Raw genomic sequence first — 19,877 nt, forward strand, 5'->3', positions numbered from 1 at the left:
TCAAACAGAACGTATTATTTGCTTTTTCAAAATTCGATGCGCCCGATGCGCCACTTTTGCAGGGGCACATTTAACCATTGTATGTCTCGGGACAAGAGGTCCCTCGCTTAGGGATTCGTTTCAGGTCCCAGACGCTTGCACATCTCGTCGGCTTTGGGGTAATCGGCCTTTCCGTGAAAATTGATACGGTTAACGGGGCAATGTTCCGCTATATCAATGACTTGCGAAGATCCCCAGGGCGGTTTTTCCTATGCCGTAAGTCGTTGGCGGCATTGGAGATTTCGCTTCTCAGCGTATCAATCTGCACCGAAAGCACGATGACCCCGACCAGCATCTGGCGCTGGACGAACCGATGACCATCGAGCCAGCCGACGTCGACCTGATCAAGCATTCGCCCTCCCGCCTTCCGGTCGGTGCCACACTCGCACGCGGTGAGATGCTCCGCTTGGCCTTGATGGCATCGGAGAATCGATCGGCCTCTGCATTGTCGCGCTCTATTGCCGGCGGGAAGTCAGCGTTCGTCGCGAAAATGAACGAGAAGGCCAGTGCGCTTGGCATGCATCACACCCGCTTTCAGGATCCGACGGGACTGTCGCCACACAAAGTATCTAGCGCGCGCGACCTTCTGAGAATGGCAGACGCCGCTTCGCACTACCCGTTGATTCGCAAGTTCACCACGCTTTCAAACCACCGCGTCGAAGTGGCTCGGCGTTCGCTGCGCTATCGCAATACCCTGTATGCCGACGCGGAGAGGGCAGTCGTAGTAGTGGGAACGGGTTCTTCCATTTGATGAGAGAGCTAGCATCGCCGCAGCTCACCTAGCTTCTCCAGGTATTGGGGCGTAACGTCGCCCGTTACGTATCGGCCATCAAAACATGACGTCCTGAGCCCTTTGAGGGCCGGATTAAGATCGGTTACCGATCTACTGCGGCATCAACCGGTCGATGCAACATCTAGAATCTGTGTGAGCAGTGGAGGTGTTGCAAATGAAGCAGAGGCCGAGGATCTATTATTCCGAGGCGCAGAAGGCACTCATGTGGGATCGCTGGCGCAAGGGAGATACGATTCATGAGATCGCCAGGTTATTTGATCGCGGGCACTCTTCAGTCCAGAGGCACCCGTCCTGCGGACGACCGCTCATTCGGTCGGCTCGGCCGTCCAAGGCCTAGGATGTGTTCTTCAGAAATTCCTGGCAACTTGGTATTTTTGTGGCTGCCAATACCCCGCCCCCAAGTGCTCAGCGGCTGCCCTCGAATTCCGCCACAATGGCGTCGATCATCGCCCGCACCCTGGCGGTGTGGCGCAGATCCTGATGTGTGACCAGCCATACCTCGTAGGGCTGTGCACGCTCGCGTTTGGGCCAGATCCGCACCAGTCCGTCGCGCTCGGCCAGGTGCACCGGCACTTCGCCGATGGCAATGCCGGCCCGGATCGTGGCGCGCAGCATCAGGCTAGAGTTGACCGCCGACACGAGCCGGCCTGTGTGGGTCGGCTCACCCACCAGCGTTGGAAGGCGGCTGCCGCTGGTGTGGGGCTGGTAGATGACGAGGTCGTGCCCGGCGAAGCCGGTGCCGACGGCCGGTTCGCCGTGCCGCTTCAGGTATGTCCTCGATGCGTACAGTCCCACTGTCCAGCGGGCCAGCAGTCGGGCCGCCAGGTCGGGGTTCTCGGGCTTGATCGTGCGCACCGCGATATCCGCCTCGCGCCGGGCCAGGTTCATCATCTGGGTGGACGTGTTGAGCAGCACCCGCACGTCCGGGTGCTCGGCGTGCAACCGCTCGATGGCCGGGATCAGGAACGCCAGCGCCAGCGTGTCGGTGGTGGTCACGCGCACCTCGCCTTCCAGACGGGTATCGATGCCCTGCGCCTGCCGAGCCAGTTCGTGGGCCGACTGCTCCATCTTCTCGGCGGACCTGAGCGCGTTCTCGCCCGCGCTGGTCAGCACGTATCCATCGGAGGTGCGCAGGAACAGCGTGGCGCCCAGCGCGTGCTCTAGTGCGGCGATACGCCGGCCCACGGTGGCCTGGTCCATGTTGACTACCTTGGCAGCGCGCCGCAGAGTGCGCTCGCGCTGCACGGCGAGGAATACCCGTGTGTCGTTCCAGTTCATGTCGGATCGATCCTTGGGAGGAGGCAAATAAGGTGATGCAAAAATGCATTGCTGAACGCGAATATATCAGCATGACTGCATCACGGCGCCGACCTACATTAAGGCCTTGGCACAGAAACCGGGCCGCGTATCGCCGAACTCCCCATCAGTCTCCGGCCCATCCAAAGGACATTCCCATGAAAGCCATCGACTTCGAGGACTTCGGCGAGGCCGACGTTCTGCAACTGCGTGATCTGCCCGTGCCAGAAATGCGCCCGCAGGATCTGCTGGTGCGCACCCACGCCGCCGGCGTGAACCGCGCCGACATCATCCACCGCCGCGGCGGCTATGGGCGCGCAAGCTTTGGCGATTCCACGGTGATGGGCCTGGAGATCGCCGGCGAGGTGATCGCTGCCGGCGCAGCGGTGGCCGGCTTTGCGACTGGCGACCGCGTAATGGGCATCGTGGGCGGCGGCGCCTATGCCGAGGTGGCGCGCATCGACTACCGGCAGGCCATGCGCATCCCCGACGGGCTTGACTACGTGCACGCCGCCGCGATTCCAGAGGTGTTTGTCACGGCGCACGAGGCGCTGCTGCACCTTGGTCGTCTGCAGGCTGGCGACAAGGTTCTGATCCACGCGGGCGCGAGCGGCGTGGGCTCGGCCGCTGTGCAATTAGCGCGTGCGGCGGGCGCGCGGGTCTTCGCCACGGCCAATAGCGGCAAGCTGCCGCGCGTTCGCGGCTTCGGCGCGGACGTGCTGATCGACTACAAGGCCGAGGATTTTGGCGAGGTGGTAAAGCGCGAAACCGGTGGCAAAGGCGTGGATGTGATCGTTGATTTCATCGGCGGTTCCTACCTGGAACGAAACGTCCTGTCGCTGGCCAATGGCGGCCGGCTGGTGCAGGTCGGCCTGCTTGGCGGCGCAGAAGGTGCCAATCTGCCACTGGAGCGGCTGCTTTACGGCCATCTGCAGATCATCGGCACGGTGATGAAATCGCGTACGCCGGAGGTCAAGCGGCAGATGGTCGCGCGCTTCGCGCAGCGCTGGCTGCCGGGCTTTACCGAGAGCGGACTGGTGCCGGTGGTGGACAGCGTGTACCCGCTGGCTCAGGCCGCCGAAGCGCACCGGCGCATGGAGTCGAACCAAAGCGTGGGTAAGATAATCCTGTCGACCGGTGCATAGTTGGATCACTACGTTGCCGGCAGGTGGAATACCACAGTGGATTTAGCCCGCTCGCTCAGGCCGCCTGGCCAACTGGCGCTTGCGGACCGGGCCAGGCATGGTTTCCCTCGGCGGCCCGCGCGCCCGCAGTCGACGCGAGCGCATGCCCATCTTGTAAGCAATCCTTGCTTCCAAGATGGTCGAGGCAGTTGTGGGTGAAGAAAGGCATTCAGGTAGCGGAGGGGCGTTTGAATGTCCGTATGAGACTGCGGCTTAAAGTCCGTTGATGGCCGGGTGGGGCCCGACGCGGAGCACAACCGAGCGTTCCTTCTGGACCGGTGGGCGTAGGGCAGGAGATGGCTGAAGACTGCCACCGGCTTGCCATTGCGTTTGGGATGCAATCGGCCGTGCCTAGAGGCGTCCACCTAGTGCTGTCGAGGAGCGTGGGGGACTCAACGCACCCGCTCGTCGTTCCCGGCAAGCGGGTACTTTGTTGGGGGCGGCAACTGTGATTGCTGCGTGGGCGGGCTTACTTCTGAGCGATCGGGCGCTTCAGCGACGGATCAGACACGGGGAAGGGCATATTGACCTGCAGCGTGAAATCGCCACCTTTGCCTGGATCCGCGCTATACACGACAACTAGGTAGGTGACGGTCTGCTTGATGTTCAGCGTCGTGGTCCGCGGACTCTGACCAGCCTGGGCCTCAACACGCTGCTGATCGTCGCCCCTATAGGTCGCCAAACCCGGGTTGAACTTCGGCGCTGTCGCCGTGATATCGAGCTACTCACCGGCCTTCGCATCGAACACGTACAGCACCGGCGTCGCGTCCTTGGTGCTTGCGATCTTCCCATGGATAGCTGCACCGCGCGGCACCGTCGGGAAGCCCGTCGTCAGCCTGTTGCCGGTCTGCGTGGCCGATAAGGTCTGGTTTTGCGCCGCCGTTGTGGCTGGCCGGTTCGGCGCCGATGATGACGCCGTAGCGGACGAGGCTGTCGGGATGAAATCCACCTCTGGCAGCCCGGCGTGAGCGGTCTTCATAAGGGTAGATCATGGCCAACTGGTCGCGGGTCATAGCCATGTATTCGTGGCGAATCTCAAAGTAGCTGACCAACTTCGTGAATGTCCCTTGGGCTGGATTCGAGATCCATTTGTTTGGCTCGCCGGTATGCCCCCTAAGCAAAACACTTCCATCACTTTGCACGGATCCGGTGTAAGCGAGACCATTGCCTCGGTCCACCACCTCCAGCCCGGCCAAGGAAACTGTAGATTAACGGTGTGCATCACACGATACCTGCAATGGCAACCTGCGCAACGTTCAGCAGTTACGCCGGCCGCTATCCCCATGAGTTCAATTTGCTGGGGCGCGACGGGACTGTAGTCCGGCATGGCTACCGAGGGATATCCTGTGCCTGAGAACTGGGGCAAGAGATGCCCGGACGGAGCCAAAAATGAGCACGATTCGGTTGTTCCTTTGCGGTGATGTGATGACCGGGCGCGGCATCGACCAGATTCTGCCGTCGCCCGGCCAGCCAGGGCTGCATGAGTCGTTCGTCCGCTCGGCCCTCGACTACGTCGAGCTCGCCGAACGCCGTAGTGGGGCAATTGCACGGCCGGTACCGCCCGGATATATCTGGGGGGAGGCACTGTCCGAACTGGAGCGTCACCAGCCAGACGTAGGCATTGTCAATCTGGAAACCGCGGTTACCAGCAGCGATGACGCCTGGCCTGGCAAGGCTGTTCACTACAGAATGCATCCCGCAAATGTCATCTGTCTCGGCGCGGCAGGCGTGGATTGTGCGGTGCTGGCGAACAATCACGTGCTGGACTGGGGGCGGGCGGGACTGGCACAAACACTGGCATCACTGCGGGCGGCCGGGATCGCCGTTGCAGGGGCAGGGCGCGATTCGCGAGAGGCTGCACTACCGGCCGTGCTCCCAGTTCCCCATGGTGGACGCATTCTGGTTTTTGCCTTCGCCATGACGAGTGCCGGCACACCGTCCAACTGGGAAGCCACCGGCAACCGGTCAGGCGTTGCGCTGTTGCACGACTGCTCCGCGGCGAGCGTCGAGCGCCTTCGCGACCGGATCAGCGTGGAGCGCCGCAGCGGTGATGTGGTCGTCATGTCGATCCACTGGGGGCCGAACTGGGGCTACGAGGTGGATGCGGAGCGGCGCCGTTTCGCGCGAGCCCTGATCGACCAAGCCAGCGTGGACGTCGTGCATGGCCATTCGTCGCACCACCCGATGGCCATCGAGCTGCATGGAGGCAAGCCGATCCTCTACGGCTGTGGGGATTTCATCAACGATTACGAAGGAATCAGCGGCTACGAAACCTATCGTCCCGACCTCGCGCTGATGTATTTCGTGACGCTCGATCCCACTGGTGGCGGCCCGGTCCAACTCAGGCTGGTGGCTCTCATGCGCAAGCAGTTCCGTTTAGGCTATGCACCGGAATCAGACCTGGACTGGTTGCTGGCCATGCTGAGGCGGGAAGGGCGTTCGTCCGGGACCCACGCTGTACGCGCTGGTGAGCATGAGCTGCGGGTTTCGGCGGATTGAGACGCCACGCCGGCTTGCACTACTCTCTGCAGTAGCACGGACACGACGGATGCTTGTTCGATGGGCTGAGCGGCCGATTAGTGAGGCCGATAACTCTCAGCTTTCAACGGCGAACGTCCCTGACGCAGTCCCAAGCCGCCGCTCGACCATGAATCCTGAAAGTCGGCTCCTGGCCGTCTTTGCCTGGCTACCCACCGCCAAGGTGCGGCTGTCTCAGACCCGCTTCGGCCAGTCAGCACTCGCTGCCATGGGCGTCCCTTGATGGAGTGCAACAGTCGTTCGCTGGGGGTATAGAAGAGCCACCCCATTGCTGGAGCGGCGTAGAAGTTCGTCATTGTGCCGAGAGCGGTTGACGAACCGGAGAGAGAGATTGTGAATCTAGCCACTAACGCGCTAGCGGCTGTCGCGAAGTCGTTTCGAGCGTATTTGCGAAGCGCGGTATTGCGCCCCGCCTACTTCGAGCACGATGACAGGTAGGCGATCAGAACGCCGCCTTTCCCACCGACGCGCCACCGTCAACGAATAACGTTTGTCCAGTGATAAAGCCCGCATCCTCGGACAGAAAGAATGCTAAAGCCGCAGCCAATTCCTCAGGCTTGCCAAACCGCTTCATCGGCACGAGCGAAAGAAAGCGCTGCTCCGCTTGGCTGCCCATGGGTGTGTTCTGCCGGAACAGTTCGGTTTCGGTGGGCCCAGGCGCGACGGAGTTGACAGTGATGCCCGTCTGCGCAAGCTCAAGCGCCCACGTGCGCGTAAAGCTCATCATCGCGGCTTTCGCCGCAGCGTAAGCCGTGCGGTTGGCCACGCCGAGAACGACAAGGCTGGAGAGATTGACGATTCGCCCCCACCCTCGCTTCCGCATGCCGGGCAGCAGGGCTTGTACGGTCTGCACGGCAGAAGTGAGATTATGACGAAAAGACGCTTCGAGATCGTCGAGATCGATCGCTTCAACACCGGCCAGCCGGACGAACCCAGCGTTATTGACGACGCCATCGAAGGCGTAGCGCTCGGCCAGCCCCTCGAGCGCACGCGCGGTCGCATTTCGATCCGTCAGATCGACTGAAACCAGTGTGCCGGGAAAACTTGAATCGTCGGCGCCGCGTGCGAGACCGACGACCTGGTGGCCGTCGGCGGCGAGCCGGTTCGACAACGCACGCCCGATACCCTTGCTGGCGCCCGTTGCCAAGAATGTACGTTTGAACATCGGAAAATCCTGAAAGGCATAAGAGAGTTGGGCCGTATGGTCCGCAAGGACGTCAGCCCCAACGGGAATTCAAGATGATGCTGCACAAGTTCACGCGCTCGAAGCCTGGATCCTTGTACGCCAGAAAGTCGTCATTGAAGGTGCCGAACGTAGTGCCCGGGCGATGCTTCATGCCGTCGTAGAAGGCATCGATCATCTGCCCGGCGAAATCAGCACCGCGCGGATAGCCCGCGACCACCGCTGCACGCTGTTCCTCCGTAAGCGCATCGAAGCCTCGTCCCGCCACGTCCATTCCAGCCCCGGCTTGCACGAGCGCGATTTCACCATGCATGTGCTCGGGAATGCCCGGCGTCGTATGGAGCGCCACAGCGGTCCACACTTTCGCGACGTCCGCCTCGTCAACATGATGGCTGCGCAGAAAATCGCGCGCGGCGTTGGCGCCGTCCACTTCGAAACGCAGTTCGCTTTCACGATAGGCCGACGTCAAACCGATATCGTGAAACATGGACGCAACGTAGAGCAGTTCCGGGTCGAAGGCGACGCCGTTTCGTTTTCCCAGCAGCGCGCCCCACAAGTAGACGCGTGTCGAGTGATTGAACAGCAGTTCGCTTTCGGTGTCGCGAATGAGCTGCGCGACCTCCCGCGCGAGCTGGCTGTCGGGAATGACGACGCCAGCCATGTCGTTCGCCGGCGCTGTTTCATCCTGCTTCATCGGGTTCCTCGATCTGTAGATAGCGTGCGGTTTCTGCGACACACTTGACTTCCGGACCGCGCCGCGTGGTCCGCTGGTCCCGCATGGGAATTGTCTGGCGGCGCTACACAGAGAAAGTTACGCTTCCATTGGGTCATGGAATAGACCCAAGATCGAACAATCCGAATGTACTATCGCGTCCATGACAAAGCTTTCTATCGGCCTCGATCGCTCCGGACGCATCTCTCTATCGGCGCAAATTTACGGCTCGATTCGAGATGCGATCGAGTCGGGCCAGCTTGCCGCCGGCGCGCGGTTGCCCTCCTGGTCGGATCTGGCCGCCCAGCTCGGCGTGTCCCGGGGCACCGTGCGGGCCGCCTATGAACGTCTGATCGACGAGCAGTTCGCGATTGGCCTGGGTGCGGCTGGCACCCGGGTAGCCGCGCGGCCGTCGCCAACGACGACCGGGTGGTCTCCCGAGGCGCCGCCGCTGCCTGATCTGTTCTACGATTTCAACGCGGCGCCTTTGGCGTTTCAAATGGGTGTGCCTTCCCAGGACGCCTTTCCGTTCAAGCTCTGGTCACGCATTCAGGCGCGCGCGGCGCGCCGGGCGGCAGCGGCTCCTGTCGGCTACCCCGATCCACGCGGCGAACCGGAATTGCGACAGGAGATCGCGGCATATCTTGGTGTCTCACGCGGGCTTCGATGCAGTCCGTCCCAGGTCTTCGTCACTGCAGGTTTCTCCGGCGCGCTCAATCTCGCGATTCGTGCCCTGCGCGTGGAAGGCAGACAAGCCTGGATGGAAAACCCGGGATTCCCGCTCACGCGTACGGCGCTCGGGCTGGCGGGCATGACCGTGGCAGGAGTGCCCGTCGACGCGGACGGGCTCGATATCGACGCCGGCATCCGGATTGCACCCGAAGCCGTCCTCGCGGTGGTGACACCGGGCCAGCAGGCCCCGCTCGGGATGACGATGTCTCTCGCTCGACGGATATCACTGCTCGGCTGGGCCAAACAACACGATGCCTGGATCGTCGAAGACGATTACCTCGGCGAGTTGCAGCTGAAAGGACGGGCCGCACCGGCATTGGCCTCGCTTGATCAGGACGGACGGGTGCTGCACGTCGGGACCTTCAGCAAGACGATCAGCCCGGCACTGCGCCTGGGGTTTCTCATCGCCCCTCCCGCCATGGCACGCCACTTCGGCGACGTCGCGGCGTGCCTTTCGCCCGCCCCGGCTGCAGCCGTGCAGCACGCCGTGACCGAGTTCATGCACGACGGACACTATCTTCGCCATCTGCGACGAATGAAACGTCTCTACGCTGCGCGGCAGGAAGCTCTCGTTCGTTGTCTGAAGGAGCAGGCCTCGGAATCGCTTAGGGTGCAGGCCGCCGCCGGCATGACCGTCGTGGCCGCGCTTCCCCAATCCGTATCGGATGTCGATATCGCTTTGCGGGCGCGAGCTTTCGGGCTGGCCCCAGTTCCTCTCTCTCCCTGGTACACGGGCGATCCGGGGCAGCAGGGGCTACTGCTCGGCGTGACGAATCTGAATGAAGGAACGCTGCCGGCCAACTGTTCCCGCCTGCTGGAACTCGCTCGCGGGCGCCACTGACGGACCAGCGACACCTACTTTGCCATCGATTCTTGGTACAGTGAAAATGTTCATTCCTGGTGCTTTTGCGTGCCCGCATGTCACACGACAATGCGAAAGCACAAAGGAGCCCGACATCCATGAACATTCAATCCATCGCGAGAGCCGCCTGTACAGCCATGGCCTTCGGCATCGCCGTGCCCGCCGCGGCGCACGGTGCGGCTGAAACCGTCACACCAAACTTTCAGCACGCCATTCCCAACATTCCGGGCAAGTCGTTGACCGCCGTCGTCGTCGATTACGCACCGGGTGCCGCGTCTTCAGCGCACAGGCATGCGGGCTCGGCCTTCATCTATGCCTATGTCGTATCTGGCGAGATCGAGTCACAGGTCGATGACGGTCCGAAGCGTGTCTACCATGCCGGCGAAAGCTTCTTCGAGGAGCCCGGCGCCGTTCACCGCATAAGCCGCAACGCGAGCGCAACAGAGCCTGCAAAGCTACTCGCCGTGTTCGTCGTGGATAGCAACGACAAAGCGTTGACCACCCCCATCAAGTAATCCACCACCTTAAGGAGTCACCTCATGAGCAAGCGTCTCGACTACGTTCAGATTGCGCCTGCGGGCGTCAAAGCCCTTGGCGGCGTCTACGGCTACGTCATGCAGAGCGACCTGTCGCCGGTTCTCGTCGACCTGGTCTACCTCCGCGTCTCGCAGATCAACAACTGCGCCTATTGCCTGGACATGCATACACGCGACCTGCTGAAAAAAGGCGTAAAGGTCGAAAAACTGGCCCTGGTGCAGGCGTGGCGGGAAGGAGGCGATCTCTTCGACCTCCGCGAGCGCGCAGCACTCGCATGGGCCGAATCGGTCACGCTGGTGGCGCAGACCGGCGTGCCGGACGCGGCCTACGAGGTTGCCCGCTCCGTGTTCAATGAACGCGAGCTGGTTGACCTGACCATCGCCATCGGTTTGATGAATACCTATAACCGTATGGCAATCAGCTTCCGGAACACGCCGCAGGCCGTGATGGAACCGTAAAAGCATTGCGGGTTTTCACACGGAAAAGCGCCTGGACTTCGGCATCAGCCGCGCACGATTCTCTGACGCAATTTTGCAGCCGCTTTGCATAGGCGCAGCACGTTGCAGCTCAAAATTTTCAGAGGCGTTCAACTGGTGACCGCAGGCGTCGGAATCGAAGTTATCGGACTTGCAAAAAGCGAGTGCACCGAAGACCAGCGCAGGCTGGTGGTAGTGGTCAGCCTCCGTGAAGAGAAGCCCAAGGAACAAATCGCCGTTCAACGAGGGGAATGGAACATCGACTCCAGTCGACCTTCAGCACGGTGACCGACGACTCGCGATGCGCTTGTAGTTGGCAGGATCCCTAGCATCAACGCGTGTAGTGTCCGCTCGACGGTCATCGGCAATGGTCTTAGTGGAAGTCGATCAGTTGTGGGGAAATGTAATAGCCATCTCTCGCCGGACGGGACGGCCGCAGAAGTCCGCATGTTGAAAAGGAATTGGACTATGAAGATCGCTCGCTTGGTGAGTTCGGCTTGCGCCGTGCTTCTAATTCTTGTGCTGGGTTTCATTCAAGCGTCGAACGTGCGTGCCGCTGGCCGGGCGCTTGCACCGGACCTTCAGAGTTCGGAAACGGCCGATAGAACGCCCAACATAGCGATCCCCGACAGCAAATTGACACGCGACGCGGCTCAATACATACGTGATTCTGAGGGGGAGTTCCTTTTCGAGCATTCGACGCGGGTCTATTATTGGGCTGCCTTAACTGCGCAACGAAGTGGCCTTCCCCACGACCCGCAGCTTTTGTACGTCGCAGCAATGTTCCATGATTACGGCCTGACGAAGAATTACGCTCAGAGCCATCTGCGATACGAGGTGGATGGTGCGAACGCCGCTCGCGAGTTCCTGCGAAGCCACGGCGTATCGGAAGCCGCGAGCGAGCAAGTCTGGCTTGCGATTGCGCTGCATACAACGAACGGTATCCCTGCGCACGTATCACCGCTGGCCGCACTGATTGCACAGGGAGCAAACATGGATCTGGTGGGCGCTGGCTACGACGATTTCACCGCCGAGCAGCGAGACACCATCGAGATGGCATATCCTCACCCGCCCGACTTCGCCGAAGTTTTCATGCGTGCTCTATACGACAGCCTCAAGCATCGGCCCGAGTCCACTCAGGGCACCGGCTTGGCGGATGTAATGGCCTATGAGGATCCCCGCTTCGTCCGCAGAGACTTCAGCGCTCTCATGCGCAGCTCTCATTGGGCTGCAAGAAAATGAGCATTCACTCGGGGGTACCGGCTGCACCTCACCCATGCCCCGACGCTTTCGCTCTTCGTTGTCTAAGGCGCAGTTGACCGGTGGACGCTAAACCCGATGTCCCTGGTCAGGGCGGTGACGCTTATGCGTCGCTTCAGTTGCAGGCTCGATGCCGGTCAACCGTGTGCAACCTATGATGCTGCCGGCCTGGCTGCGGTTGGATAGACCAGGCGGGATATTCAGCGGTTGTGCAACACGCCAATGGCGGTGCTCTCCAGTGTTCTGTCAGGGCGCCCGACTGTTAGATCGCTACCACTCATCGATACAAGGGGTTCTCGCGAGGACTGGCGGGATACAGCCAACGCAACGACATCGCTCCAAGCTGGCCTTGACGCTCGCCGAACGAGAGGAGATTTCGCGCGCAGTAGTCGCCGGCCACTCCATCCGATCCCTCGCAGCCCGGCTAGGGCGCGCTCCTTCCACTGTCAGCCGCGAGGTCCGGCGAAATGGTGGCAGACAGGGCTATCTGGCGAACCACTGACCAACTCGCCTGGGAGCGCGCACGGCGCCCAAAGGCATGTAAGCTCGCGCTGATCAAGCACGCCGGCAATCTGCCGCAGGAACTGTACAAGTCGCTCACTGGGGATCGTGGCACAGAGATGGCTGGCCACAAGCGTTTCACCGTGGCCACGGACATCCAGGTCTACTTCTGCGATCCCCAGCATCCGTGGCAACGCGGCTCAAACGAGAACACGAATGGCCTCTTGAGACAGTACTTGCCGAAAGGCACCGATCTCTCAGCCTACTCGCAAGCCAAGCTCAACGCCATCGCCAGGCGGCTCAACGAACGCCCGCGCAAGACACTAAACTTCGATGGCTGAACGATTCCATCAAGCTGTTGCATCGACCGGTTGAATCTGCAGCCGAGAACGGCCGCAGCCAGTGGCTACGCGAACAGCAGAGAATCGGCCGGCAAGAAGCTGCCGGCCAAAGGCCACGGAACTTAGACCTTCAGCGCACGGCTTCATATGGTCCGACGCTGTTGCCGTCGTTGTCTACGTCATCGTGCAGCGGTTCGTCGAGCAACCACCTCAATTTCGACTGCTGCACCCTGTGGCAGGCCGACGACCGCCACGCAAGAACGAGCGGGAAATACGCCGTCAAGATGCTCGGTGTAAGTGGTGTTGAAGCTATCGTAGTCACGCATGTCCGTGAGGAATACGGTCACCTTTATCACATCACGCCACTCACAGCCTGCGTTGCTTAGCGCGGTGGATACGTTAGACATAGCAATCGACGCCTGAGCAGGAAAGTTAGCCGGAATGCTCCCATCCGCGTTTGCGCCGGTCTTTCCCGAGAAGAAGATCAGCCCGGCGTGTTCGACCCAGTCTGAATATGGCTTGCGGCTGAACATGGTCATTCTCCCGACGCTACTTGCTCTGCGCCAGCGACAGAGGCCTGACCGCACCGCTTTGAGGCAATGAAATACAGGATGGCGCTGGTTGCCGCAGCCGTCGTGCCGACGACCGCAAGCGCGATTGCAAGACCGGATTTCGGATTGCCGAGCCATTCGTTGATGGAACCCACCGCGAACGGACCCAGGCCGCCGCTGATTGCATTGGTCAGGAACACCAGCAGCGCTACGGCGCGGCCGCGCATCCGGTTAGGAATCGCGATCTGAAGCGGAACGGGTGCAAGCGCCATGACAATGCTGGCCGCATAGGCGCAAAGTCCATAGAGCGCCAGCGACAGGAGCAATGCCGGGGCGAGCGGCGCCGCAAATGCGGCGGGCACCAGCAAGGTGGCCGCGCCGCAGGCAATGCGCAGCACCTTGCGCAGGGTACCGCGGTCGCTGACCTTGCCCACGAACAGGCTGGCACTGAGCACACCCGCGATGCCGCCGAGCATATAGACAGGGCCCGTCATTTTCCCGACCTCGCTGGCCGACAGTCCGAAGTTCCGGATCAACAAGGTCGGATACCAGGCAGCGTGCGAGTAGAAGAGCAGGATGAGGGCAACGTAGCCGAAGAAGTAGGGCAGGCAAAACCGGTTGCGCACGAACAGTTCGCGCAGCACCTCGCTGATCGGTGGCGCAGCTTCCGCTTGGTTTGCCGACACGCCGCGGCGCGCTGGCTCCCGGACCGACGCCAGCAGCACTGCTGCCAGTGCCAGGCCGGGAAGTCCGACCACGAAGAACACCATCTGCCACGGTTGCAGACCTTGCTGTGCTAGCCAGGCCGCTGTACCGGGCTGGGCCGCCCAGCCCAGCAGCGCACCTCCGCCGAGCAGCGCCACGCCACCTCCCACGTATGGCCCGAGCATGAAGACGCTGCTGGCGCGCGTGACCTTGCGCGGCGGGAACAGGTCGCTGAAGATCGACAACGCAGCCGGGCTCAGCGCGGCCTCGGCAATTGCCGTACCCGCGCGCCAGACCAGCAGTTCGCCGAAGCTGCTCGCCGTGCCGCACATTGCGGTCGAGATCGCCCAGATGGCGATGCATGCCGCGCTGAGTCGCACACGATTCGAACGGTCGACCAGCCGCGCTACGAAGACGCCCGCCGTCGCGTAGCAGAGTGTGAACGCCGCGCCCTGCAACAAGCCAATTTTGGTGTCGCTGAGCGACAGCGACGATTTCAGTGGCTGAACGAGGATGCTGACGACCTGACGGTCGATGTACGAGAAGGCGAAGCAAATGAAGAACAAGAATACGACGTAGGCATGCGAGGACAGGCTGCCGGTGTCGTCAGTCTCATCGTTGCGGAGGGCGTCCATTGCGGGCGCCGCAGGTTGGTTGGGATGCATGGAATCTCCTCGGAAACTCGGATGAGGGGCGCGGCTGTCAGGCGAGCCGGGCGGGCGAAGCGAGGAGCGCGATGCAATCGCCGGGCTCGACGCCAGCAAAAGTCCGGGCACAGACCACCATGCCACTGCCGCTGAAATGCATCTCGCGCGGCGGCTCCCAGGGAGCGTAAGGATCGAACAGCCGGCCGGCGAGCTGGCCGGCGGCAACCTCCTGCCCGAGCGTGAAGCAGGGCTCGAACACCCCGTGCCGGGGCGCGAACAGATAGTGCCGGGCGCCGTTCACGGCAATGACGCGGGTTTCGTGGCGCGGCGGTGGCGGAGTGTCGTCCCGTGTCAGGCCGGCGGCATGCAGCACCCGACTCAGTCCTTCCTCGACGATGGCGAGTCCTTCCACGTTGCAGCTCCCATATCCCCCGAATTCACCGCATAGGAACAGGGTGCCATGGTGCTCTGCCGCCGCGCCGTAGGTACGGTCTTCGCCAAGCAGATCCATCACCATCGTATGCGGCGCAGCGAAGGCGTGGACCAGCTTCATGTACTCGGCATGGCGTGACGGATCGCCCGGCAGCGCGGCCAACAGTGTCGGCATGTGGTTGAACGATGCACCGCCGGCATGCAAATCCAGGACCACGTCGGCGCGAGGGAAAAGCTCCGTGTCCACGTAGTGCGCGATCATTGCCGTGAGCGAGCCGTTGCGGTCGCCAGGGAACAGACGGTTCAGGTTGCCGTGGTCGATGGGCGAAGTGCGCGAGCCGTTCAGGAAGGCGGGGAAGTTCAGCGCCGGAATGACGATCAACCGACCGCGGATGCGCATCGATGGCATCCGCTGCAACAGTTTCATCAGTGCCACCGGTCCCTCATACTCGTCGCCATGGTTGCCGCCGGTCAGCAGCACGGTCGGGCCCTCGCCCTGCTTGAGCACCGCCACGGGCGTCGGGATATGGCCATAGGCCGAGCGGTCATGTGAAAAGGGAACGCGCAACACGCCGGTCTGGAAGCCTTCGCGTTCGTAGTCGACTTCGGTCGAGATTAGGGATTTGCGGTTGAGGATGAGCGGATCGTGGGGGTGGCCTTGCATGCCTGTCTCCTTGGTGGGGAAAACGGGCGGCCGGACGTAAGTGTCCGTGCCGCTGATGCATGCACTATTGCTCGTGAATGAATTGCCTACAAATGCCGTTTTTTAGGGGCGATGATGCCTCTACGGCATCGCTCGCACAGACGCTACGGTCTCGACGAAGCGCTCGAGTGCCGGATCGGTCGTATCCGCGTGATGCACGAAAACAAGTGGCATGGGAATCGACAGGTCGGAAAGCGATGCGAAGCGCGCCAGCGCGGGAGGTCGGCCAAGGTTGGCCGAGTTGACGATGGCGGCACCGACGCCGGCGCAGACCAGCGACAGCACGGCGGCCTCGGTTGAAACTTCCTGCACCACGTCGAGCGTGACTCCGAGAGACTGGCAGGCGCCGATCAGCCGGTCGTAGTAGAGCGGATAGACCGCACGTGGAAAGATGATGAACGGCCAGCCAGCGATGTCGCGGAGGGCCACCGTTGGCTGGCGCGAGCTGTCGTGGGCCGGCAGCGTCCAGGCGTGGGGCACTGCCAGCACCACGTTGTTGGTGGCTAGCGGCACCGTGGCTAGCGAAGGCTCCAGGGGGCCGTACTGGTAGATGAAGCCGCCGTCGAGCGAGCCTTCGCGCAGTGCGTCGAGTTGCTGCGGCGTGTTCATTGGCACCAGCTCGATGCGCACGCCCGGCACCTCTGCCTGAAAGCGCCGGAACACATGGGGTACGGCGCCGTCCCAGCCGCTGTTCTCCACGAAGCCGAGCCGGAGGTATCCCTGTACCCCTGCGGAGATCCGCTGCGCGGCGCGGGCTGCAGCTTCGAGCCGGTCCAGCGCGGCGCGCGCGTCGCGCAGGTAGGCTTTGCCTGCGGTCGTCAGCTTCAGCCCGCGCGGTGTGCGCGAGAATAAGGCAAAGCCGAGCTCCTCCTCCATATCATGGATCTGCCGCGAGATCGCCGGCTGTGTGACGTGGATATGCTCAGCGGCGAGCCGGATGCTCTCATGCTCGGCTACGGCGATGAAGTAGCGCAGGTGTCGTAGTTCCACGATGTCGGCCTTTGGAGTGTCGCAGACGCTGCCGGAAGGAGGGTGTCAGCACAAATGGTCGCCGCCGAGGCGCGGCACTAAGAAATCAATGAATGCGCGCAGCTTTGGCGATTGCACTTGCCCGCGTGGAAAGACCGCATGCAGGGCCGGGCAGCGGCCCACCCATCCAGGCAGTACCGGCACCACCAGTCTCTGAGCAGCATGGCGCGCCATGATCATGTCGGTGGCCATCATCAGTCCCGCGCCGGCGAACAGCGGCGCTTTCAGGACCTCGGGATCGTCAGCCTCGATCACAGGGTGGATCGGGTAGTCGGCCAGCGCCTCTCCCGTGCCGTCCTGCCGCATGGGCCACGCATGGGTACCGCTGCGGCGTGCCACGCGCGTGGCGAGTGCCGCATGCTGGCCTAGATCGCGGGGATGGGCCGGCGCCCCATAGCGCGCCAGGTAGGCGGGACTGGCGTAGACGCGGTTCGGAAACGTCGTGAGCCAGCGCGCGGCCATTGAGGAGTCCGGCAGATCGCCCATGCGCAGTGCGAGGTCGATCTCTTCACCCACGAGGTCAAGCGTGCGGTGGTTCAGCACGAGATCGATGCCGACCTCCGGACAGGCAGCGCGGAAATCCGCCAGCAGCGGCCCCAGCAAATTGACTGACAGCGAGTACGAAGCCGTGATCCGCAGCGTGCCGCGCGGCACGCCGCGCAGTTGGTCGACTACCGCATCGGCCTTAGCGAGCAGGCCGGGAATGGCGCGACAGGTTTCGAAGTAGAGCGTGCCGGCTTCGGTCAGGCCGAGGCGGCGCGTGGTCCGATGCAGGAGCTGCACGCCGAGCCGTTGCTCAAGCTCGCGCACCCGGCGGCTGACGGTGGTCTTGGGCAACCGCAAGTCGTCCGCCGCGGCCGTGAAACTGCCGGATTCGACGACTTTCAGAAAAACCAGAGTGTCGTTCATGTCCAGAGGCATGGCGGGGGACTCACCATTGGCGGAGTTCGATTATGCCACTGATGGCACAGTAACTCCCGGTAAAGGCACCTAATCGGCGCGACGAGGATCCTCTATTGTTTGTTTGTCTTCTATCACGAAACAATCAATTGTCATGCTCCTGCGTCTCTCCGGCCTCTTTGTTCTCGCTTCAGCTTCGATGGCCATCCAGGCGGCCAGTCCTGCCGACACGGGCCCATTGTCGATGCCGCGGTCCGGCGGCGGATGGGAGGCCCGCCAAGCGCCGGGCTTCTACCGCTTCCGCCTTGGCGCGTTCCGGATCACCGCGTTGTCGGACGGCACTGCGCCGCGCGACGTGTCAAAGATCATGAGCAATCCTTCGGCGGTGCGCGAGGCCTACGCGGCAGCCAATCTTGCCCTGCCGATCGAGATATCCGTCAACTGCTACCTCATCGATACCGGCGAACGCAATCTCCTGGTGGATACCGGTGCAGGGGAGTTGTTCGGGTCGCTCACCGGCCAGGTCGTCGCCAACCTTCGTGCGGCCGGCTATGAGCCCGGTGACATCGACGACGTGCTGCTTACACACATCCATGGTGACCATTCCGGGGGGCTTAGTATCGGCGGGCAGCGCGTATTCCCGAATGCGACGGTGCATGTGGACCAGCGGGATCCCGCACTTTGGCTCAGTGCCGCAGCGGAGGCAAAGGCATCGCCAGGAGCGCGCAACACATTCCGGCAATCGCATCAGACGGTTGACCCTTACGTTGCAGCAGGCCGGCTCAAGACCTTCGACGGCGCGACGCAGCTCTTTCCTGGCATCCGCGCGGTACCGCTTTATGGCCATACCCCCGGGATGAGTGGCTACTTCATCGAGAGCGAGGGGCAACGCCTGCTGCTGTGGGGCGACATCATCCACGCCAGCGAGGTGCAGTTCCGCGCCCCGGCGATCACTATCGACTACGACGTGGACCGGGCAGGCGCCACCGCGACGCGACTGCGCATACTTGCCGAGGCCTCCCGGGAGGGGTACTTGGTCGGGGGGGCACATTTGACATTCCCGGGAATTGGCCGTGTGCGCGCTGAGAAAACAGGCTTCAGTTGGGTGCCGGAGCCCTACAGCGTGACATTGGGAAAGTAGCGGCAGGCTTTGTGGCCCATTGACGAACAACCCCATCCGCTCCGCGGGAGCGCTCGGAACAACTCGTGTGAAGGAGGGAATTCGCTCTTTGTGACGGATGCACGCGTAGACAGTTAAGAGGCAGCCGGTGCGGTGACGAGCGTCCACGCCGGCCAACCGACGTCTTCCGACGCCAGCAGGCAGCGGGCCGTACCCGACCCGAAGCAGCTCCATGGGCTCAGCGCTGATGTGGCGTCCGTTCCCAAAGTGCACCGGTCACTCAGCGTTCTATGGCCGTGATGAGCAACAAAAAGCACCTTGACAGGTTCTCGCCGCGTTCGGTTCTTGATGCGCTGTGGAAGCACACGGCCGTGCTAATCCCTTCCCATTCACATCCTTGGGCAGAACGCGACGAGGTGACAGTGGCAGAGCTAAGGGACCAGCCTATGGTGCGGCGCGAGTCGGGGTCGATGACGCAGAAGGCCATCGACGAAGCGCTCCGGCGGGCTGGCGTCAGGCCGCGCTTCACGCATGAGCTGGGCAGTCGCGAGGCACTGTGCGAGGCGGTCAGCGCGGGGCTTGGATGCGGCATCGTTTGGGATTCGGAGGCTCAGGCTTCAGAGCGGTTCCGGACCATCCGGTTACAGAGCGAGCCGATCCATAGCACTGACTACCTGTCGTGTTTAAAGAGCGAGCTGTCGCGGCAGGTGATTCAGGCTCTGTATCGGGTTGCGGGCGCGTTGCCTCGACAACTGGATGCCGGTTCACGGGAACGAAGAATTGAGACTTCCGCAGTTAACACCATGCAGCCTCTCTCGCCGCCATCAGCGAGGTGAAGAGAGGCCAGCAGGTGCAGAAGTCTGGTTAGACCGTAGCAGCCGTCAGAATGCCCCTTTGACAGTGCCGGAGAACGTCGGTAACTGGCCTGCGACTACAGCCAGTTAAAGAGAGGGGCGGGGGAGCGGCGCATCGCGGCCCGTTTCTACCTTCGGCTTCGCGCAATTCGTAGCGATGGCTTCACGCTGTTCGGAGGATTGTTGCGGAACGCGTTCTTCGTTTCGTCACCTATGCCGTCATAGAAGGCAATCAATTGCCGTGCGACCAGCATGCTGCCCGGGCCTATTCGCACACGCGCTCGTAACGAGCGTTCCGTCACCATGTGCCCGATCGTGAGGACCCAGCTAGAGGAAAGGTTGGACCGACGGCCATCGGCATCAGGTCAGAAGCCGTGAACGGCCTGGCGAAATAACAGTGGCGGTCGCTCGATTGCATCCCTCCGTCCTCCGAGAGAAGTTTCTCTTTGCCTGTTTCGCTTGATACGAGGTAGCGAAGAAAT

18 protein-coding genes and 2 pseudogenes are annotated in these 19,877 nt (G+C 62.2%); 11 read left to right on the forward strand and 9 right to left on the reverse strand.

Annotated elements, in window-relative coordinates; translation table 11 throughout:
* Positions 1 to 352 precede the first annotated feature (352 nt).
* Positions 353 to 790, forward strand: a complete 438-nt coding sequence (locus tag K2O51_RS32285; protein WP_084792034.1) for a serine hydrolase family protein — start codon at positions 353 to 355, stop codon at positions 788 to 790.
* 196 nt (positions 791 to 986) lie between these two features.
* A pseudogene (locus K2O51_RS35360) lies at positions 987 to 1,115 on the forward strand (IS30 family transposase); the annotation flags it as partial.
* Positions 1,116 to 1,237: 122 nt separating this feature from the next.
* Here K2O51_RS35360 and K2O51_RS32290 read toward each other — a convergent pair.
* Entirely contained in the window at positions 1,238 to 2,110 is an 873-nt protein-coding gene (locus tag K2O51_RS32290; protein WP_220632181.1) for a LysR family transcriptional regulator, read from the reverse strand.
* 176 nt (positions 2,111 to 2,286) lie between these two features.
* On the opposite strand from K2O51_RS32290, the gene K2O51_RS32295 reads away from it, so the two are divergent.
* Entirely contained in the window at positions 2,287 to 3,273 is a 987-nt protein-coding gene (locus tag K2O51_RS32295; protein ID WP_011295902.1) for an NAD(P)H-quinone oxidoreductase, read from the forward strand.
* A gap of 760 nt (positions 3,274 to 4,033) precedes the next feature.
* Here the strand turns inward: K2O51_RS32295 and K2O51_RS32300 are convergent.
* The gene (locus tag K2O51_RS32300; protein WP_011295901.1) at positions 4,034 to 4,291 is read right to left on the reverse strand and encodes a hypothetical protein; all 258 of its coding nucleotides are present in this window, start codon (positions 4,289 to 4,291) and stop codon (positions 4,034 to 4,036) included.
* Positions 4,292 to 4,701: 410 nt separating this feature from the next.
* Here K2O51_RS32300 and K2O51_RS32305 point away from each other — a divergent pair, with 410 nt between their 5' ends.
* Positions 4,702 to 5,811, forward strand: coding sequence for a CapA family protein (locus K2O51_RS32305; protein WP_219916640.1), 1,110 nt, complete (start codon positions 4,702 to 4,704; stop codon positions 5,809 to 5,811).
* A gap of 481 nt (positions 5,812 to 6,292) precedes the next feature.
* On the opposite strand, the gene K2O51_RS32310 is transcribed toward K2O51_RS32305, so the two are convergent.
* Both K2O51_RS32310 and K2O51_RS32315 read right to left on the reverse strand, forming a co-directional pair.
* Entirely contained in the window at positions 6,293 to 7,015 is a 723-nt protein-coding gene (locus K2O51_RS32310; protein WP_011295899.1) for an SDR family oxidoreductase, read from the reverse strand.
* Between the two features lie 52 nt (positions 7,016 to 7,067).
* Positions 7,068 to 7,727: an HD domain-containing protein gene (locus K2O51_RS32315; protein ID WP_220632182.1), complete on the reverse strand. Its 660-nt coding sequence runs from the start codon at positions 7,725 to 7,727 to the stop codon at positions 7,068 to 7,070.
* A gap of 181 nt (positions 7,728 to 7,908) precedes the next feature.
* Here K2O51_RS32315 and pdxR point away from each other — a divergent pair, with 181 nt between their 5' ends.
* The 5 genes and pseudogenes from pdxR to K2O51_RS32340 all read left to right on the forward strand — a co-directional run bounded on the left by pdxR (position 7,909) and on the right by K2O51_RS32340 (position 12,488).
* A complete protein-coding gene (gene pdxR / locus K2O51_RS32320) occupies positions 7,909 to 9,318 on the forward strand; it encodes a MocR-like pyridoxine biosynthesis transcription factor PdxR (RefSeq protein ID WP_220632183.1) in 1,410 nt (469 codons plus the stop codon).
* Positions 9,319 to 9,437: 119 nt separating this feature from the next.
* The gene (locus tag K2O51_RS32325; protein WP_011295896.1) at positions 9,438 to 9,854 is read left to right on the forward strand and encodes a cupin domain-containing protein; all 417 of its coding nucleotides are present in this window, start codon (positions 9,438 to 9,440) and stop codon (positions 9,852 to 9,854) included.
* A 24-nt stretch (positions 9,855 to 9,878) separates the two neighbouring features.
* Positions 9,879 to 10,334: a carboxymuconolactone decarboxylase family protein gene (locus K2O51_RS32330; protein ID WP_011295895.1), complete on the forward strand. Its 456-nt coding sequence runs from the start codon at positions 9,879 to 9,881 to the stop codon at positions 10,332 to 10,334.
* A gap of 486 nt (positions 10,335 to 10,820) precedes the next feature.
* Positions 10,821 to 11,594 carry an HD domain-containing protein gene (locus K2O51_RS32335; protein ID WP_220632184.1) on the forward strand — a complete coding sequence of 258 codons (774 nt, stop codon included), beginning with the start codon at positions 10,821 to 10,823 and terminating at the stop codon, positions 11,592 to 11,594.
* A 214-nt stretch (positions 11,595 to 11,808) separates the two neighbouring features.
* Positions 11,809 to 12,488, forward strand: a pseudogene (locus K2O51_RS32340) (IS30 family transposase).
* Positions 12,489 to 12,633: 145 nt separating this feature from the next.
* On the opposite strand, the gene K2O51_RS32345 reads toward K2O51_RS32340, so the two are convergent.
* The 5 genes from K2O51_RS32345 to K2O51_RS32365 form a co-directional block, all read right to left on the reverse strand.
* Positions 12,634 to 12,987 (reverse strand): RidA family protein, encoded by a 354-nt coding sequence (locus K2O51_RS32345; RefSeq protein WP_220632185.1) that lies wholly within the window; start codon positions 12,985 to 12,987, stop codon positions 12,634 to 12,636.
* Between the two features lie 2 nt (positions 12,988 to 12,989).
* Complete coding sequence (locus K2O51_RS32350; protein WP_220632186.1) at positions 12,990 to 14,375, reverse strand: MFS transporter; 1,386 nt, start codon at positions 14,373 to 14,375, stop codon at positions 12,990 to 12,992.
* Positions 14,376 to 14,412: 37 nt separating this feature from the next.
* Positions 14,413 to 15,453 carry a succinylglutamate desuccinylase/aspartoacylase family protein gene (locus K2O51_RS32355; protein WP_011295890.1) on the reverse strand — a complete coding sequence of 347 codons (1,041 nt, stop codon included), beginning with the start codon at positions 15,451 to 15,453 and terminating at the stop codon, positions 14,413 to 14,415.
* Between the two features lie 120 nt (positions 15,454 to 15,573).
* Complete coding sequence (locus K2O51_RS32360; RefSeq protein WP_011295889.1) at positions 15,574 to 16,482, reverse strand: LysR family transcriptional regulator; 909 nt, start codon at positions 16,480 to 16,482, stop codon at positions 15,574 to 15,576.
* Between the two features lie 45 nt (positions 16,483 to 16,527).
* Positions 16,528 to 17,430 (reverse strand): LysR family transcriptional regulator, encoded by a 903-nt coding sequence (locus K2O51_RS32365; protein WP_235679887.1) that lies wholly within the window; start codon positions 17,428 to 17,430, stop codon positions 16,528 to 16,530.
* 145 nt (positions 17,431 to 17,575) lie between these two features.
* Between K2O51_RS32365 and K2O51_RS32370 the strand changes: the two genes are divergently transcribed.
* Positions 17,576 to 18,562, forward strand: coding sequence for an MBL fold metallo-hydrolase (locus K2O51_RS32370; RefSeq protein WP_011295887.1), 987 nt, complete (start codon positions 17,576 to 17,578; stop codon positions 18,560 to 18,562).
* A 278-nt stretch (positions 18,563 to 18,840) separates the two neighbouring features.
* Complete coding sequence (locus K2O51_RS32375) at positions 18,841 to 19,377, forward strand: LysR substrate-binding domain-containing protein (RefSeq protein ID WP_245002057.1); 537 nt, start codon at positions 18,841 to 18,843, stop codon at positions 19,375 to 19,377.
* The last annotated feature ends 500 nt before the right edge of the window (positions 19,378 to 19,877 follow it).

It is taken from the genome of Cupriavidus pinatubonensis (assembly GCF_019602855.1).
Lineage (GTDB): Bacteria > Pseudomonadota > Gammaproteobacteria > Burkholderiales > Burkholderiaceae > Cupriavidus > Cupriavidus pinatubonensis.

Coding starts and splice junctions, on each gene's coding strand:
- K2O51_RS32325 (WP_011295896.1), top strand. CDS start 9,438: ATGAACATTCAATCCATCGCGAGAGCCGCCTGTACAGCCATGGCCTTC.
- K2O51_RS32305 (WP_219916640.1), top strand. CDS start 4,702: ATGAGCACGATTCGGTTGTTCCTTTGCGGTGATGTGATGACCGGGCGC.
- K2O51_RS32365 (WP_235679887.1), bottom strand. CDS start 17,430: ATGAACGACACTCTGGTTTTTCTGAAAGTCGTCGAATCCGGCAGTTTC.
- K2O51_RS32285 (WP_084792034.1), top strand. CDS start 353: ATGACCATCGAGCCAGCCGACGTCGACCTGATCAAGCATTCGCCCTCC.
- K2O51_RS32290 (WP_220632181.1), bottom strand. CDS start 2,110: ATGAACTGGAACGACACACGGGTATTCCTCGCCGTGCAGCGCGAGCGC.
- K2O51_RS32300 (WP_011295901.1), bottom strand. CDS start 4,291: ATGAAGACCGCTCACGCCGGGCTGCCAGAGGTGGATTTCATCCCGACA.
- K2O51_RS32315 (WP_220632182.1), bottom strand. CDS start 7,727: ATGAAGCAGGATGAAACAGCGCCGGCGAACGACATGGCTGGCGTCGTC.
- K2O51_RS32370 (WP_011295887.1), top strand. CDS start 17,576: ATGCTCCTGCGTCTCTCCGGCCTCTTTGTTCTCGCTTCAGCTTCGATG.
- K2O51_RS32375 (WP_245002057.1), top strand. CDS start 18,841: ATGAGCAACAAAAAGCACCTTGACAGGTTCTCGCCGCGTTCGGTTCTT.
- K2O51_RS32310 (WP_011295899.1), bottom strand. CDS start 7,015: ATGTTCAAACGTACATTCTTGGCAACGGGCGCCAGCAAGGGTATCGGG.
- K2O51_RS32355 (WP_011295890.1), bottom strand. CDS start 15,453: ATGCAAGGCCACCCCCACGATCCGCTCATCCTCAACCGCAAATCCCTA.
- K2O51_RS32295 (WP_011295902.1), top strand. CDS start 2,287: ATGAAAGCCATCGACTTCGAGGACTTCGGCGAGGCCGACGTTCTGCAA.
- K2O51_RS32335 (WP_220632184.1), top strand. CDS start 10,821: ATGAAGATCGCTCGCTTGGTGAGTTCGGCTTGCGCCGTGCTTCTAATT.
- K2O51_RS32350 (WP_220632186.1), bottom strand. CDS start 14,375: ATGCATCCCAACCAACCTGCGGCGCCCGCAATGGACGCCCTCCGCAAC.
- K2O51_RS32330 (WP_011295895.1), top strand. CDS start 9,879: ATGAGCAAGCGTCTCGACTACGTTCAGATTGCGCCTGCGGGCGTCAAA.
- K2O51_RS32345 (WP_220632185.1), bottom strand. CDS start 12,987: ATGTTCAGCCGCAAGCCATATTCAGACTGGGTCGAACACGCCGGGCTG.
- pdxR (WP_220632183.1), top strand. CDS start 7,909: ATGACAAAGCTTTCTATCGGCCTCGATCGCTCCGGACGCATCTCTCTA.